The organism is Massilia sp. BGA-UO-ETr-WB1, assembly GCF_059567845.1.
In genome coordinates this window covers 512,882-526,288 of sequence record NZ_JCAQOT010000024.1, presented here as the reverse complement: position 1 = coordinate 526,288, position 13,407 = coordinate 512,882, and the positions used below count along the sequence as shown (strand labels likewise).

The following is a 13,407-nucleotide window of genomic DNA, read 5'->3' as shown; positions in this document are numbered from 1 at the left end:
TATTTTTATGATTGTAGTTTTATTCGGCCGGGCCGAGATCGAGACTGAAGCTGTCCAGGCCCGGTATCACGCGGTCGGCCTGCGTGAGCACCGCCGGGTCGCCGACGCCGAGCGCCGTCATGCCGGCCGCCTTGATCGAGGCCACGCCCGCCACCGCGTCCTCCACGCCCAGGCAGCGCGGCGGCGATACGCCCAGTTCCGACGCGGCTTTCAGGAAAATCTCCGGGTCCGGCTTGCCCCTGGCGATCCTGGCCGCGTCCACCACGTAGTCGAACTTGCGCGTGATGCCAAGCATGGCCAGCACCGCGAAGGCGTTCTTGCTGACCGAGGCCAGGCCTATCTTCAGGCCCGCCGCGCGGCATGCGTCCAGCGCCTCCACCGCGCCGGGCAGCAGGTCGGCCGGCGACATGGTCGAGATCAGTTCCACGTAGTGCTTGTTCTTCTCGTCGGCCAGCGCCAGCTTCTCCTCCTGCGTGTAGCTGCGCCTGGCCGACGCCAGGATCAGCTCCAGGGAACCCATGCGGTCGATCCCTTTCAGGTGCTCGTTGAAGGCTTCGTCGAAATGCACGCCCTGGGTTTCGGCCAGGCGCTTCCAGGCCAGGTAGTGGTAGCGCGCGGTGTCGGTGATGACGCCGTCCAGGTCGAAGATCACGGCGTCGAATTTGTTGGCGGCGCGGCTCATGGCAGTTCCTTTACGTTGGCGGCGGCGCTGAGCGCCACCGGCTGGCCGCGATGGGTGAACGCCAGCGCGTCCCCTTGCAGCAGGGTGTAGGCGGTGCGGCCCGCCTCCACGCGCACCTGCAGCAGGCAGCCCTGCAGGTGCAGCTTGAACTGGTAGTGCTGCCACTGCTTGGGCAGCGTGGGCGCGAAGCGCACCGCCCCGTCCACCACGCGCATGCCGGCGAAGCCGTAGGCCACGCCCATCCAGGTGCCGGCCATGGCGGCGGTGTGCACGCCGTAGTGCGTGTTGCCGTGCGTGTCGTCCAGGTCCAGCCGCGCGGTCTCCATGAAGTAGTCGTAGGCCTTGTCGTGGTAGCCCACTTCCGCCGCGATGATGCTGAAGATGCAGGACGACAGCGAGGAATCGTGCGTGGTCACCTTCTCGTAGTAGTCGAAGTCGCGCCGCTTGTCGTCCTGTTCGAATTCGTCGCTGAGCAGCAGCAGCGCCAGCACCACGTCGGCCTGCTTGCACACCTGGTGGCGGTAGATCACCAGCGGGTGGTAGTTCAGCAGCAGCGGATAGTTTTCCTTCGGCGTGTTGGCGAAATCCCACACCTTCTTGTCGAGGAAGCTGTCGTCCTGCGCGTGGATGCGCAGCGCTTCGTCGTACGGCAGCAGCATCTGCGCGGCGGCGCGGCGCCATTGCGCCGGCTCGTCCGCGTCCAGCTGCACCGCTGCGGCGATGCGCGCGAATTGCGCCGGCTGCTGCGCCGCCAGGCGCTCGGCGATGGAGGCGGCGAAGTTCAGGTGCATGCGCGCCATGGCGTTGGTGTAGTAGTTGTTGTTGACCAGCGCCGTGTACTCGTCCGGCCCGGTCACCTCGTTGATGCAGTAGCGGCCGGCGCGGTCGTAGGCGCCGATGCCCATCCAGATGCGCGCCGTTTCCAGCACGATCTCGGCGCCGTATTGCAGCAGGTAGTCTTCATCGCGCGTCGCCTCCATGTACAGCTTGATGGAATAGGCGATGTCCGCGTTGATGTGATATTGCGCGGTGCCTGCCGGGTAGTAGGCGGAGCATTCCACGCCGGCGATGGTGCGCCACGGGTACAGCGCGCCTTTGGCGTGCGACATCTGGCGCGCCCGCTCGCGCGCCAGCGGCAGGCCGGCGTAGCGGTACTCCAGCAGCTTCTTGGCGATCTCCGGCTTCGAATACAGGAAGAAGGGGAAGATGTAGATTTCCGTGTCCCAGAAATAGTGGCCCTCGTAGCCTTCGCCGGTGACGCCCTTGGCCGAGATATTGGTCTTGCCGTCGCGCCCTGCCGACTGCAGCAGGTGGAACTGGTTGAAGCGCATGCCCTGCTGCAGCGCGTCGTCGCCGCTGATCTCCACGTCGGCGTGCTGCCAGAAGTCGGCCAGGTACTGTTCCTGTTCCTGCGCCAGCGCGCGGAAGCCTTTGGCGGCGGCGGCCGCCAGCGTGGCCCTGGCGCGCGGCAGCAGCTCGGCCTCGGGATAGTCGCGCGAGGTGTGGTAGCTGCCGTACTTGGTGAGCCGCACCGCTTCGCCCTGCATGGCGGCCACGGTGTAGGCCTGCTCCAGGCGCTGGTCGTCCGGGCCGCTCCTGCGCTGCGCCAGCTCGAACACGCCGCGCACGTCGGTCTGCACCGCGCTCACCAGCTTGAAGCCGCTATTGACGGTGCGCTGCGTGAGCGCCGAGAAATGCGGCGCCTGCTCGGCGGCCACCAGCGCCAGCGACTGGCCGCTGATGGCCGAGCCCACGCGCGGATCGTCGCCCGCTTCCAGGTTCTTCACGGCGCCGTCCACGCTGGACACCAGCACCACCTTGCCGGAGAAGTTCAGCGGCGTCACTTCGTATTCAATGGCGAACAGATGCTTGTCCGTCATGCTGACCAGGCGGCGGCTGGCGATGGCCGCGCGGCGGCCCTGCGGCGAGGTCCATTCCAGCGTGCGGCGCAGCACGCCGGTGCGGAAATCCAGCACGCGTTCGTAACTGTCGAGGGTGCCTTGCAGCGGATCGAAGCGTTCGTCCTCCAGCCACAGCGCAATGCCCTTGGCGTTCGGCACGTTCAGCATGAACTGGTTGATCCGGGCCAGGCCGTAGGCCGCTTCCGGATAGTGGATGGCTTCCGATTCGTAGAAGCCGTTCAGATAAGTGCCGTCCAGCGAGGTGCCCTTGGGCCCGGTGTAGCCTTCCTCGTGCGTGCCGCGCAGGCCGATGTAGCCGTTGCCCAGCGCGAACAGCGTCTCATCGAGGAAGTGCGACTCGATCTCGAAGGCGGTCTCGCGGATGCACCAGGGTTCCAGCGGATACGTGTGTTTTGGGGCGTCAGGGGGCACGATGCTTCCTTTTCGATGATTCAAACCGGTTTGGAGCCGGGCTTTAAAAAAAACCAGCCCGGGGGCTGGCATTGCATACGTCAGGTTTGCCGCACCATCAGCATGGTCGGCAGCATTTCGGACTGCACCGGCTGGCCCTCGATCAGGCCCAGCATCTTCCTGGCCAGCAGCACGCCGCCGTCGCGCAGGTACTGGTGCACGCTGGTCAGCGGCGGCACGAAGCTGGCGGCGCTCGGCGTGTCGTCGTAGCCGATCACGGACACCGACTCCGGCACCCGCATATTCTTTTCCGCCAGCGCGCGGATGGCGCCCATGGCCAGCGAATCGCTGGCGGCGAACACGCCGTCGAACACCGGCCCCTTCTTCTTCAGCAGCGCCGAGACGCAGTCGAAGCCGGCCTCGAAGGTGAACGCCTTCGGCCGCATGATGTGCACCGTGCCCTGCCCGCCCATGGCGTCGATAAAGCCGGCGCAGCGCTCCTGCACCTCGGCGTGGTCCACGTCGCCCAGGAACACCAGCTTGCGGCGGCCCTGGTCGATAAAGCGTTGCGCGGCGCTGACTCCGCCGGCGCGGTTGTCCGAGCCGACCACGATATAGTCGCCGCCCGGCTCGGGCGCGCCCCACACCACCAGCGGCAGGCCGGTGCGCTGCAGCGCGTGCACCGCCTCGCCGTGCGAGCCCTGGCCCAGCAGGATCATGCCGTCCGCGCCCTGCACCGGCGCCGTGTCCAGCAGCTGCTTGGAGGTCAGCACCACGCTGTAGCCGGCCGTGGTCAATTCCTGCGTGATGCCGCCCAGCAGCTCCAGCGGATACGGGTCCGACATGGGCCGCCCCTTCACGGGCGTCATCTCCACCACCACCGCCACCGAATAGCTGCGGCGCATGCGCAGGTTGCGCGCGCTCACGTTCAGGCGGTAGCCCTGCTCGCTGGCGATCTGGCGCACCTTTTCGCGCGTTTCGGGCGTCACCAGCGGGCTGTCGCGCAGCGCGCGGGACACCGTGATTTTCGACACCCCCGCCAGCTTGGCCAGGTCTTCCATGGTCAGGCCCGCGTCGCTGTTGCGGATTCCAGTCTTAGGTGCAGGCATGCATTTGTCTTTTCGTCAGTTCCGAAACCCATTATGCCAGATTTTTTTCGGATGCAACAGAAAAATGACATCGATAACATTTTGATTGACATCGATATCATTTGTGGATTTAATGACTACACTCTCGCAGCAACGACCTCTGCGAAGCGTGTGGACAGTGGCATCATGTCCAGGAGACAGCACGATTACCTCGATAAGAAAGAGAAGCATATGAACAGCTCGAACAAGTTCCTGTTGTCGTCAGTGACGCTGGCCGTCCTGACGTTGATGAATCAATCGGCGCTGGCGCAGGAAGCCGCCGCCGCGCAGACGGCAGTTCCTGCAGCGCCGGCCGCCCAGCCGGCCCCGGCCAAGGATTCCGTGGCCGCCGAACTGCAGCAAGTGGTGGTGACCGGCGTGGCCGCCTCGCGCGGCGTGCGCAAGCTCGACTCTGCGTTTTCCATCACCACCGCCAATGAAGAGCAGCTGAAACAAGCCTCCCCCAGCAGCACCGCGGACGTGATGAAGCTGGTGCCCGGCGTGTACGCCGAAGCCACCGGCGGCCAGTCCGGCGCCAACATCGAAGTGCGCGGCTTCCCGTCCGGCTCCGATTCGCCGTTCGTGTCGGTGCAAATGCAGGGCAACCCCATCTATCCGGTGCCCACCCTGTCCTTCTTCGAAGGCTCGTCCGCTTTCCGCCTGGACGACACCATCGAGCGCGTGGAAGTGCTGCGCGGCGGCCCGAGCACCATCTTCTCCAGCGGCCAGCCGGGCGCGACCATGAACTTCATCCTGAAAAAAGGCGGCGACACGCCGGAAGGCACGCTGCGCTTCACCGCCGGCACCGGCGAGCTGCGCCGCGTGGACCTGTTCTACGGCGGCAAGATCAGCGACGGCTGGTACGGCAGCGTCGGCGGCTTCTACCGCACCGCGCACGGCGTGCGCGACGCCGGCTTCCCGGCCGACGACGGCCACCAGATCACCGCCACCCTGACCCGCAAGCTGGACCAGGGCGAACTGACCCTGTACGCCCGCAGCACCAGCGACAAGAACGCCTTCTACACCGGCGTGCCGCTGATTTCGGCCAACGAGGGCCGCAGCATCAGCGCCTTCCCCGGCTTCGACCCGCTCAAGGGCACGCTGATGAGCGGCGAAATGCGCCGCTTCACCATCGAAGCGGCGCCCGGCAAGACATTGACCTACGACCTGGGCGACGGCCGCGGCCTGAAAGGCAACGTGTTCGGCGCCGAGTTCGACCAGAGCTTCGGCGGCTGGACCGTGTCCAACAAGTTCAACCGCTTCGACGCGGACATGAACACCATCGCCATGTTCACCGGCAACAATCCGCTCAGCATGGGCGCCTACAACGCGGCCGCCATCGCCTCGGCCAACGGCAACGCGGCGGCGCTGGCGGCGGCGGGACGCCCGGCCACGTCGGCGGCGGCCACCTTCGTCAACGGCGGCGGCGCCGTGGCCGACAGCACGCAGGTGGTGCAGGCCGGCCTGTGGGCGGTGGAGAAAAAACTGAAATCGTTCACGGACGAGCTGCGCATCAGCCGCGAGTGGATGGCCGGCAACACCGTCACCGTGGGCGGCTACTTCGCCAACTACTCGTCGGACGACGTCTGGTACCTGGGCAACAGCCACTTGATGACGGCGGTGCCGAACGCCAGCCTGATCAACGTCAAGCTCAACAACGGCGTGGTGGTGTCCAACAACGGCACCGACGGCAACGTGTTCTACGCGCCGAACGCCTCGTACGACGGCAGCAACACCGCCTTCTATATCACCAACGAGTGGAAGGTGAACGACCGCATCAAGGTCGACGCGGGCGCGCGCCGCGAGCGGCAGAAGATCGACGGCACCATCTCCAACCTGATCGCCGGCGACACCGACAACAACCCGCTGACCGTGTACAACAACGGCACCTCGATGCCGTCCGGCGCGTACACCGCGCTGGGCCGCAAGGACACCGCCAGCTCCTTCACCATCGGCGGCAACTACAAGCTGAGCAAGGACGCCAGCGTGTTCGCGCGCGCCAACACCGGCCACACCTTCATCACCTTCGACGACCTGCGCAACGCCGGCAGCCAGAAGAACGTGGACGACCGCGGCATCCTGCCGACGCCGAAAATCAAGCAGCTGGAAATCGGCTTCAAGACGGTGGGCGAGCTGTACAGCGCCTACATCAACGCCTTCCACACCGAGTTCGACGGCATCGCCTTCCAGCAGATCCTGTCCAACGGCAGCATCCTGAACTCGACCAGCGGCTCCAAGGGCAACGGCCTGGAGTGGGAAGTGTCGCTGCGCCCGGTGCGCAACCTGACCCTGACCCTGACGGGCGACTACCAGAAGTCCGAATACAAGGACAATCCGGCCACCGAAGGCAAGACTGTTCAGCGCCAGCCCAAATTGCAGTTCCGCTTCACGCCGACCTACAAGATCCCGCTGGGCGACGACAACTCGGTCAAGCTGTACGGCACCTTCACCAAGATCGGCGACCGCTGGGCCGACCAGGCCAACCTGCAATATTTGCCGTCTTACAAGACGGTGGACCTGGGCGCGCTGTTCTCGCTGGGCGAGAAGATCGAGATCCGGGTGGCGGCCACCAACGTCAACAACGAGCTGGGCCTGACCGAAGGCAATTCGCGCCTGACCAGCGGCAACAGCGGCCCGGTCAATGCGCGCCCGCTGTTCGGCCGCGCGGTGGAAGGCTCGCTGCTGTACCGCTTCTGACGGCAACAGCGTCCGGCAAAACTGATTACTCCCTGTAGTCTTGGGCAAGGCCGATCCCCTCCGGCCTTGCCCTTTTTTGTAGCCGCGACTATTGCAACTCCGCTACTTTTCGCCTACGCTTGAGATGAGTTCGCTCTGAGGGGTGCACCTTGGCTACCGTCACGTCCGTCGATACGCTGCGCAATGCGGTTGCGATTGCTGAACGCAAAGTTCAGCAGGATCAGACACGCGTGAACCAGGACGCCAGCCGGCTGCAGGACAGCCGCGTGCAGCTGGCCAAAGACCAGGAACAGCTCAGCACCCGGCAGCGGGAAAGCCGCCAGGCCGAAAGCGCCACCGCCTCGGCGCCCGCCCCCGTTCAGCTCGACAAAGCCATCGCCAAGCCCATCCCCGCCAGCCTCGACGCCCTGCCCCGCGCGCCCCAGCTCAACGCCCAGGGCCAGACCGTCGGCCGCCTCATCAACATCATAGTCTGACACTCCCCAGACTCCGCTTACAAGCAAGCTGAGCCGCATTCGGGGCCTGACCCCGAATGCGGCTCAGCTTGCTTACAGGACTTGCTGCCACCATTTGCCGGTGGCGGGGACTTGGCGCAGGTTGAGCTGCTGGCCGATTTCGGGGGTGGCGAGCGCCTGGCCGCGCTGTTCGGCCAGGGCGCTGATGCGGTCGAACGGTTCGTTCCATGCGTGCATGGCCAGGTCGAAGGTGCCGTTGTGGATGGGCATCAGCAGCTTGCCGCGCAGGTCGATGTGGGCTTGCATGGTTTCTTCGGGCTGCATGTGGATGTCCGGCCACTGCGGATCGTAGGCGCCGGTCTCGACCATCGTCAGGTCGAACGGGCCGTATTTGTCGCCGATCTCCTTGAAGCCCTTGAAGTAGCCGGTGTCGCCGCTGAAGAAGATGTGCTGGCCGCCGGCCCGGATCACCCACGATGCCCACAAAGTCTTGTTGCCGTCCGTCAGGCCCCGGCCCGAGAAGTGCTGCGCCGGGGTGGCGGTCAGGCGCACGCCGTCCACGGCGGTGGACTGCCACCAGTCCAGCTGCTGCACCTTGGCGGCCGGCACGCCCCATTTCACCAGGGTGTCGCCCACGCCCAGCGGCGCCAGGAAGTGCTCGGTCTTGGCGGCCAGCGCCAGCACGGCGGCGTGGTCCAGGTGGTCGTAATGGTCGTGCGACAGGATCACGCCCTTGATCGGCGGCAGCTCGGCTATGCTGATCGGCGGCTGGTGGAAGCGCTGCGGGCCTATCCATTGCAGCGGCGAGGCGCGCTCGGAGAACACCGGGTCGGTCAGCCAGAACTGGCCGTCCAGCTTGAGCAATATCGTCGAGTGGCCCAGCCGGAACACGCTGTTGTCCGGCGCCGCCAGCAGCTGCCCGCGCGTGATGGCGTGCACCGGCACCGCCTTGGACGGCGCGGTGTCGGCCGGCTTTTCGAACGCCAGGCGGTAGACGATGCGCATGGCGCCCATGAAGCCGGCCTTGTGCAACTGCACCGGATTGCGGAATTTGCCGTCGCTGTACTGCGGCGAGGCGTGGTCGAGTTCGTGCGCGGACAGGGTGCAGTAAGCCATCGTCAGGGTTCCCAGGAGTAAGGTGAGCAGTGCAAGACGTTTCATCGTCGGCCTTAAAAAGTATACTACACAGTGTAGTTTCAATTTTTGAGAAAGTAAACTACCCGGTGTAAAATACTTGCATGCACACGCCCCCAGCTTCCCGCCTCACCGACCGCAAGCACCAGGCCATCGTGGCCGCCGCCGTGGCCGAATTCCGCGCCAATGGCTTCGACGCCACCAGCATGGACAAGATCGCCACCACCGCCGGCGTCTCCAAGCGCACCGTCTACAACCACTTTCCCAGCAAGGAGGAGCTGTTCGCCCACATCCTGCAGCAGCTGTGGGACAGCAGCGCCGCCCTGCAGGCCTTCCGCTACCGCGCGGACCAGCCGCTGCGCGCGCAGTTGCTGGAGCTGATGGGGACCAAGATGGCGCTGCTGCGCGACGGTTATTTCCTCGACTTGGCGCGGGTGGCCATCGCCGAGGGCATCCACCACCCGGAACGGGCGCAGGAAATGGTGGCCAGGCTGGCCGACAAGGAGGAAGGCGTGACGGCCTGGCTGCGCGCGGCGCAGGCCGACGGCAAGCTCAAGCCCATGGATCCGGTGTTCGCCTCGCACCTGCTGCAAGGCCAGCTGAAGGCGTTCGCGTTCTGGCCGCAGGTGACCATGGGCCAGCCGGTGCTGGAGCCGGCCGCCGAAGCGGCCCTGACCGCGACGGCGGTGGATATGTTCCTGGCCTACTACGCGACGTAGTCAGCTACGCAGTCCGGCGATTCGTCAGCCGAACCGCACCGCGTACACCGGCGGCATAGTGCTGGAGATGGTCTGCCAATAGTCGCCGCCGTTGGCCGACAGCCACACGCCGCCGGTGGTGGACGCCATCAGCAAGGTCTTGCCGTCCTCCGCCACCGCCAGGCCGTGGCGGTACACCAGGTCGTAGCAGTGTTCCTGCGGCAGGCCGTTGCGCTGCGCCGTGAACGTGGCGCCGCCGTCGGTGGTGCGGGTGGTGGCCATGGCCGCGTCCACCGGGATGCGCTGCTGGTCGGCCACGCCGGGCGCGAACCAGGCCGTGTCGCCGTCGCGCGGGTGCACCGCCACCGCGAAGCCGAAACTGGACGGCTGCACGTCCTTCACCTCGGTCCAGCGCGCGCCGTTGTCCACGCTGCGCCAGATGCCGCTGTGGTGCTGGCACCATAATTTGTCGGGCTCGCCTTCGCAGCGCACGATGCGGTGCGGGTCCTGGGCCACGCCGTCTTCGGCCAGCTCGGGCGGCATGTAGCCGGCCACCATGCCGCTGGCGCGCAAGGCCCAGCTGGCGCCGCCGTCGGTGCTGAGCCAGGCGCCGCCGACGGACACGCCGACCAGGATGCTGCGGCTGTCGCGCGGGTCCACGCACACGCTGTGGATGCCGGCCACGTCGTAGCCGCCGCCCATCCATTGGGTGCGCTCGGGCAGGTTCCATAGCGACTCCACCAGCTGCCAGCTGCCGCCCCGGTCGCTGGACTTGAACAGGCCGCCCGGCAGGGTGCCGGCCCACAGCACGCCCGGTTCGTCCTTGCCGCCCGCCTCCAGGCACCAGATCTGGCGCAGCGTCCAGTCGGTCTTGTCCTCGCTGCCCTCCGGCTTGGGCGGGTAGACCGGCACCGCCACTTCGGTCCACGCATCGCTGCCGGCGTCGCGCCGGTGCAGCTTGGCGCCGAAGTGGCCCAGGTTGAGCGCCGCGTACACGGCGCCGTCGCGCTCGTCCGCCAGCACCTGGCTGACCGGCTCGCCAAGAAAATGGTGGCTGTCCAGTTTCCATTCGCCGTTCTTTGCGGCCAGCTCGAACAAGCCCTTGCGGGTTGCGAGATACGCGCGGTCTGCCATGTCAGCCTCCTGAAAGTGCTTGCAAGATATAGATCTGGGAATCGGGGCGCAGCGCGTCGTCCAGCCGCGCGCGGTCGCGGCTGCGCCGGCCGTCGATGAAGACCACCACGTTCTCGCGCAGGCGGCCCTGGTCGTCCAGCACGTAGCCGCGCAGGCGCTGGTTGCCGGCGAAGGCGGCGTCCAGCGCGGCGCGCAGGTCGGCCGCCTGCACCTCGAGCCGGGGCACGGGCAGGAAGCGGGCAAGTTGCTGCGTAAAAATGATGTGCGCCATCGATAGCTCCAACCGTGCTCCTGGACCGGAAATTCTAGCGCGGATCGGATCAGCTTAGGTCTAAAATGCAGTCAGGGCAACCACAGGAGCAACAGATGTCGATCTCGCGTGCGGAACTGGAAGCGCTGATGCTGGAAGTGGAACAGGAAGACCCGATCGATTTCGCCGACCTGCCTTTCGAAGAGCAGGATTTGCGCGCCCTGGTGGCCAGCCACCTGGTGGAAATGGCGGACGCCATGGCGTCCTTCAGCGAGGAGGACCGGCGCCTGACCCTGATGGCGGTGGCGGCCAAGCTGGTGCTGGAAAACCTGGTGCTGCACATCCAGATGCTGCGCCAGCACGGCTTGCCGCTCAGCGGCAGCGCCGACGCGCTGCTGAGCAGGCTGCGCCGGGGCGAGACCGGCGGAGACTAGCCGGGGGCCGGGATTTTGCGCGCGGCCGGCACCGCCAGTTCCAGGTCGGACTGGGCCACGGCCACGCAGGGCAGGATGTAGCCTTCGCGCTTTTCCTCCGCGCTCAGGCCCGGCCACTCGACCAGGTAGCGCACGCTGCCGCTGCCCATGTGGCAGATGCAGGTGCGGCAGGTGCCGTTGCGGCACGAGCTGGGCAGGCGGATGCCAGCCTGCTGCGCCGCCATCAGCAAGGTGCTGCCGTCGGCGGCGTCGAACTCCCAGCCCTGGACGGTCAGGCTGACCCTCATGGCACCCGGCAGGCCGCGCGCGCGTCCGCCATGCGCTCTTCCCTGCGCTTGTCCACGGCGGCCGACTGGCCGTTGTTCATCACTTCGTCGATCTCGGCTTTCGGAATAATGTCCCAATAGGTCCTGGCCACGCACTCGCAGTACTTGGGCGCCAGCTTCAGGTTCTTGGGCGCGCCCGGCCCGGTATTGCCCAGGCGTACGCAGGCATTGCGCTCGATCTGCTTGATGCCGTCCAGGCGCGGATCGGCGGCGGGCGCCGGCGCAGCGGCGGCGAGGTTGAAAGATGAGGTGGCAACTAAGCTGGCAAACAAGGCCAGCAGGACGGTCCGACGCATAAAAATTTCCCCGGTGAATTACTCCGCTATATTACACGGACATGACACCCACTTCACCGGGGAGAACGCGCGTCAGCTCGGGGAGGAGACAAACTCGGTCAGGCCAGCTGGCGCACCTTGGCGCGTACCGGCGCAGGGACTGCGGCAGGCGGGGCGGGCGCGCGGCCGCCGGCCGGGAAGGCCCGCACGGTGCCGGGCGCCGCCGGGGCGCGCTGCGCGGCCCGCTCGCGCAGCTTGAACACCGCCATCGCCTGCGCCACGCACTCGGCCTGCTGCGCCAGGCTGGCGGCGGCCGCTGCCGCCTGTTCCACCAGCGCCGCGTTCTGCTGCGTGATGTCGTCGATATGGATCACCGCCTGGTTCACCTGCACGATGCCGTTGCCCTGCTCCTGGGTGGCGGTGGAAATTTCGTCCATCACGCTGCTGACCCGGCTCACCGACTTGATCACCTCGTTCATGGTGGCGCCCGCGTTCCCGGTCAGCACCGTGCCCGCGTTGACCTTTTCGATCGACAGGTCGATCAGTTGCTTGACCTCCTTGGCCGCGCCGGCCGAGCGGTGCGCCAGGTTGCGCACTTCGCTCGCCACCACCGCGAAGCCCCTGCCCTGCTCGCCGGCGCGGGCCGCTTCCACCGCCGCGTTCAAGGCCAGGATGTTGGTCTGGAAGGCGATGCCGTCGATCAGGCCGATAATGTCGAGGATCTTGCGCGAAGACGTGCTGATGTCGTCCATGGTGGTCACCACCTGCGACACCAGGGCGCCGCCCTGCCCGGCGATCTGCGAGGCGGCCTCGGCCAGCTGATTGGCGCTGGCGACGCTGGTGGCGCTCTGCTGCACATTGGTGGTGAGCTGCTCCATGCTGGCGGCGGTCTGCTGCAGGCTGCTGGCCTGCGACTCGGTGCGCCCGGACAAGTCCTGGTTGCCGCTGGCGATCTCGGTGGTGGCCTGCTTGATCTCGTCGAAATTGCTGCGCACGTCGCCGATGATGCTGTGCAGGTTCACGTTCATCTGGCGCAGCGCCGACAGCAGCTGGCCCATGTCGTCGTCGCGCGGCACGTCGATCACGCCGGTCAGGTCGCCGCCCGCCATCTTGCGCGCGGCCAGGGTGGCGCGCCGCAGCGGACCGACGATGGCGCGGTGCAGGCTGTACCAGAAATACAGCACGATGGCCGCCGCCAGCAGCGCGCCGGCGCCCAGCCAGCCGCCGTGGCGGCTGTCCATGCTCCAGAAGGCCGCCGCGAACACCAGCATGCTGGCGGTGAGCCAGGCGCAGTTGATGCCCAGGTGGCTGGCCACCGACAGCTTGCGCAGTTCGTTGAGCCGGGCCAGCGCGCCGCTGCGCAGCACGCGCCCGTTGCGGATGCGCAGGCCGTTCGGATTGCCGGCCTTGATTTCCCGGTACAGCGCGTCGGCCTGCGCCACCTGCTGGCGGCTGGGCTTGGTGCGCACCGACATATAGCCGACCGGCCTGCCGTTTTCTATCACCGGCGTGACATTGGCCAGCACCCAGTAGAAGTCGCCGTTCTTGCAGCGGTTCTTCACCATGCCGGTCCACGGCATGCCGTCCTTGATGGTGGCCCACAGGTCGGCGAACGCTTGCGCCGGCATGTCCGGATGGCGCAGGATGTTCTGCGGCGCGCCCAGCAGCTCGGCTTCGGTAAAACCGCTCACTTCGACGAAGTAGGGATTGGCGTAATTGATATTGCCCTGCAGGTCCGTGGTCGAGACGATGGTCTTGCCGTCCTCGAGCACGTATTCATTCTGGGTAACGGGGGTATTCTGGCGCATCGCATGTCCTTGTCGGGTAAGGGTTCGATACGCGAGGCGGGGGTGGGGGCTCGCTGGGAAATTCCAGTATAGCCA

At 66.5% G+C, this 13,407-nt stretch carries 13 protein-coding genes; 4 read left to right on the top strand and 9 right to left on the bottom strand.

Translation table 11 applies throughout. From position 1 onward, the window contains the following. Positions 1–19: 19 nt before the first annotated feature. From pgmB to AC56DV_RS15525, 3 genes are all read right to left on the bottom strand, one after another. Positions 20–682 carry a beta-phosphoglucomutase gene (gene pgmB / locus AC56DV_RS15535; protein ID WP_496315176.1) on the bottom strand — a complete coding sequence of 221 codons (663 nt, stop codon included), beginning with the start codon at positions 680–682 and terminating at the stop codon, positions 20–22. After that, the gene (locus tag AC56DV_RS15530) at positions 679–3,015 is read right to left on the bottom strand and encodes a glycoside hydrolase family 65 protein (protein WP_496315175.1); all 2,337 of its coding nucleotides are present in this window, start codon (positions 3,013–3,015) and stop codon (positions 679–681) included. The genes pgmB and AC56DV_RS15530 overlap by 4 nt, the downstream gene beginning before the upstream one ends. Positions 3,016–3,095: 80 nt before the next feature. Next, positions 3,096–4,103 carry a LacI family DNA-binding transcriptional regulator gene (locus AC56DV_RS15525; RefSeq protein ID WP_496315174.1) on the bottom strand — a complete coding sequence of 336 codons (1,008 nt, stop codon included), beginning with the start codon at positions 4,101–4,103 and terminating at the stop codon, positions 3,096–3,098. 210 nt (positions 4,104–4,313) lie between these two features. Here AC56DV_RS15525 and AC56DV_RS15520 point away from each other — a divergent pair, with 210 nt between their 5' ends. Both AC56DV_RS15520 and AC56DV_RS15515 read left to right on the top strand, forming a co-directional pair. After that, positions 4,314–6,818 carry a TonB-dependent receptor domain-containing protein gene (locus AC56DV_RS15520; protein ID WP_496315173.1) on the top strand — a complete coding sequence of 835 codons (2,505 nt, stop codon included), beginning with the start codon at positions 4,314–4,316 and terminating at the stop codon, positions 6,816–6,818. 149 nt (positions 6,819–6,967) lie between these two features. Continuing rightward, the gene (locus tag AC56DV_RS15515) at positions 6,968–7,294 is read left to right on the top strand and encodes a hypothetical protein (RefSeq protein WP_496315172.1); all 327 of its coding nucleotides are present in this window, start codon (positions 6,968–6,970) and stop codon (positions 7,292–7,294) included. Between the two features lie 72 nt (positions 7,295–7,366). Here the strand turns inward: AC56DV_RS15515 and AC56DV_RS15510 are convergent, their stop codons facing one another. Continuing rightward, positions 7,367–8,434 (bottom strand): MBL fold metallo-hydrolase, encoded by a 1,068-nt coding sequence (locus AC56DV_RS15510; protein ID WP_496315171.1) that lies wholly within the window; start codon positions 8,432–8,434, stop codon positions 7,367–7,369. Positions 8,435–8,511: 77 nt separating this feature from the next. Between AC56DV_RS15510 and AC56DV_RS15505 the strand changes: the two genes are divergently transcribed. Next, positions 8,512–9,126: a TetR/AcrR family transcriptional regulator gene (locus AC56DV_RS15505; RefSeq protein WP_496315170.1), complete on the top strand. Its 615-nt coding sequence runs from the start codon at positions 8,512–8,514 to the stop codon at positions 9,124–9,126. Between the two features lie 24 nt (positions 9,127–9,150). Here AC56DV_RS15505 and AC56DV_RS15500 read toward each other — a convergent pair whose 3' ends face one another. Together AC56DV_RS15500 and AC56DV_RS15495 are read right to left on the bottom strand one after the other, a co-directional pair. Continuing rightward, entirely contained in the window at positions 9,151–10,239 is a 1,089-nt protein-coding gene (locus AC56DV_RS15500; RefSeq protein ID WP_496315169.1) for a WD40/YVTN/BNR-like repeat-containing protein, read from the bottom strand. 1 nt (position 10,240) lies between these two features. Beyond that, on the bottom strand, positions 10,241–10,510 hold the full coding sequence (locus AC56DV_RS15495) for a ubiquitin family protein (RefSeq protein WP_496315168.1): 270 nt from the start codon (positions 10,508–10,510) through the stop codon (positions 10,241–10,243). 95 nt (positions 10,511–10,605) lie between these two features. Between AC56DV_RS15495 and AC56DV_RS15490 the strand changes: the two genes are divergently transcribed. Beyond that, the gene (locus tag AC56DV_RS15490) at positions 10,606–10,923 is read left to right on the top strand and encodes a hypothetical protein (RefSeq protein WP_496315167.1); all 318 of its coding nucleotides are present in this window, start codon (positions 10,606–10,608) and stop codon (positions 10,921–10,923) included. Here AC56DV_RS15490 and AC56DV_RS15485 read toward each other — a convergent pair. From AC56DV_RS15485 to AC56DV_RS15475, 3 genes are all read right to left on the bottom strand, one after another. Further along, on the bottom strand, positions 10,920–11,210 hold the full coding sequence (locus AC56DV_RS15485; RefSeq protein WP_496315166.1) for a 2Fe-2S iron-sulfur cluster-binding protein: 291 nt from the start codon (positions 11,208–11,210) through the stop codon (positions 10,920–10,922). The two genes, AC56DV_RS15490 and AC56DV_RS15485, sit on opposite strands and share 4 nt — an antisense overlap. Beyond that, positions 11,207–11,545 carry a hypothetical protein gene (locus tag AC56DV_RS15480; protein WP_496315165.1) on the bottom strand — a complete coding sequence of 113 codons (339 nt, stop codon included), beginning with the start codon at positions 11,543–11,545 and terminating at the stop codon, positions 11,207–11,209. Before AC56DV_RS15480 ends, AC56DV_RS15485 begins: the two co-directional genes overlap by 4 nt. Positions 11,546–11,643: 98 nt before the next feature. Continuing rightward, positions 11,644–13,332 (bottom strand): methyl-accepting chemotaxis protein, encoded by a 1,689-nt coding sequence (locus AC56DV_RS15475; RefSeq protein WP_496315164.1) that lies wholly within the window; start codon positions 13,330–13,332, stop codon positions 11,644–11,646. Between the last annotated feature and the right edge of the window lie 75 nt (positions 13,333–13,407).

Coding starts and splice junctions, on each gene's coding strand:
- pgmB (WP_496315176.1), bottom strand. CDS start 682: ATGAGCCGCGCCGCCAACAAATTCGACGCCGTGATCTTCGACCTGGAC.
- AC56DV_RS15525 (WP_496315174.1), bottom strand. CDS start 4,103: ATGCCTGCACCTAAGACTGGAATCCGCAACAGCGACGCGGGCCTGACC.
- AC56DV_RS15520 (WP_496315173.1), top strand. CDS start 4,314: ATGAACAGCTCGAACAAGTTCCTGTTGTCGTCAGTGACGCTGGCCGTC.
- AC56DV_RS15510 (WP_496315171.1), bottom strand. CDS start 8,434: ATGAAACGTCTTGCACTGCTCACCTTACTCCTGGGAACCCTGACGATG.
- AC56DV_RS15505 (WP_496315170.1), top strand. CDS start 8,512: ATGCACACGCCCCCAGCTTCCCGCCTCACCGACCGCAAGCACCAGGCC.
- AC56DV_RS15500 (WP_496315169.1), bottom strand. CDS start 10,239: ATGGCAGACCGCGCGTATCTCGCAACCCGCAAGGGCTTGTTCGAGCTG.
- AC56DV_RS15495 (WP_496315168.1), bottom strand. CDS start 10,510: ATGGCGCACATCATTTTTACGCAGCAACTTGCCCGCTTCCTGCCCGTG.
- AC56DV_RS15490 (WP_496315167.1), top strand. CDS start 10,606: ATGTCGATCTCGCGTGCGGAACTGGAAGCGCTGATGCTGGAAGTGGAA.
- AC56DV_RS15485 (WP_496315166.1), bottom strand. CDS start 11,210: ATGAGGGTCAGCCTGACCGTCCAGGGCTGGGAGTTCGACGCCGCCGAC.
- AC56DV_RS15480 (WP_496315165.1), bottom strand. CDS start 11,545: ATGCGTCGGACCGTCCTGCTGGCCTTGTTTGCCAGCTTAGTTGCCACC.
- AC56DV_RS15475 (WP_496315164.1), bottom strand. CDS start 13,332: ATGCGCCAGAATACCCCCGTTACCCAGAATGAATACGTGCTCGAGGAC.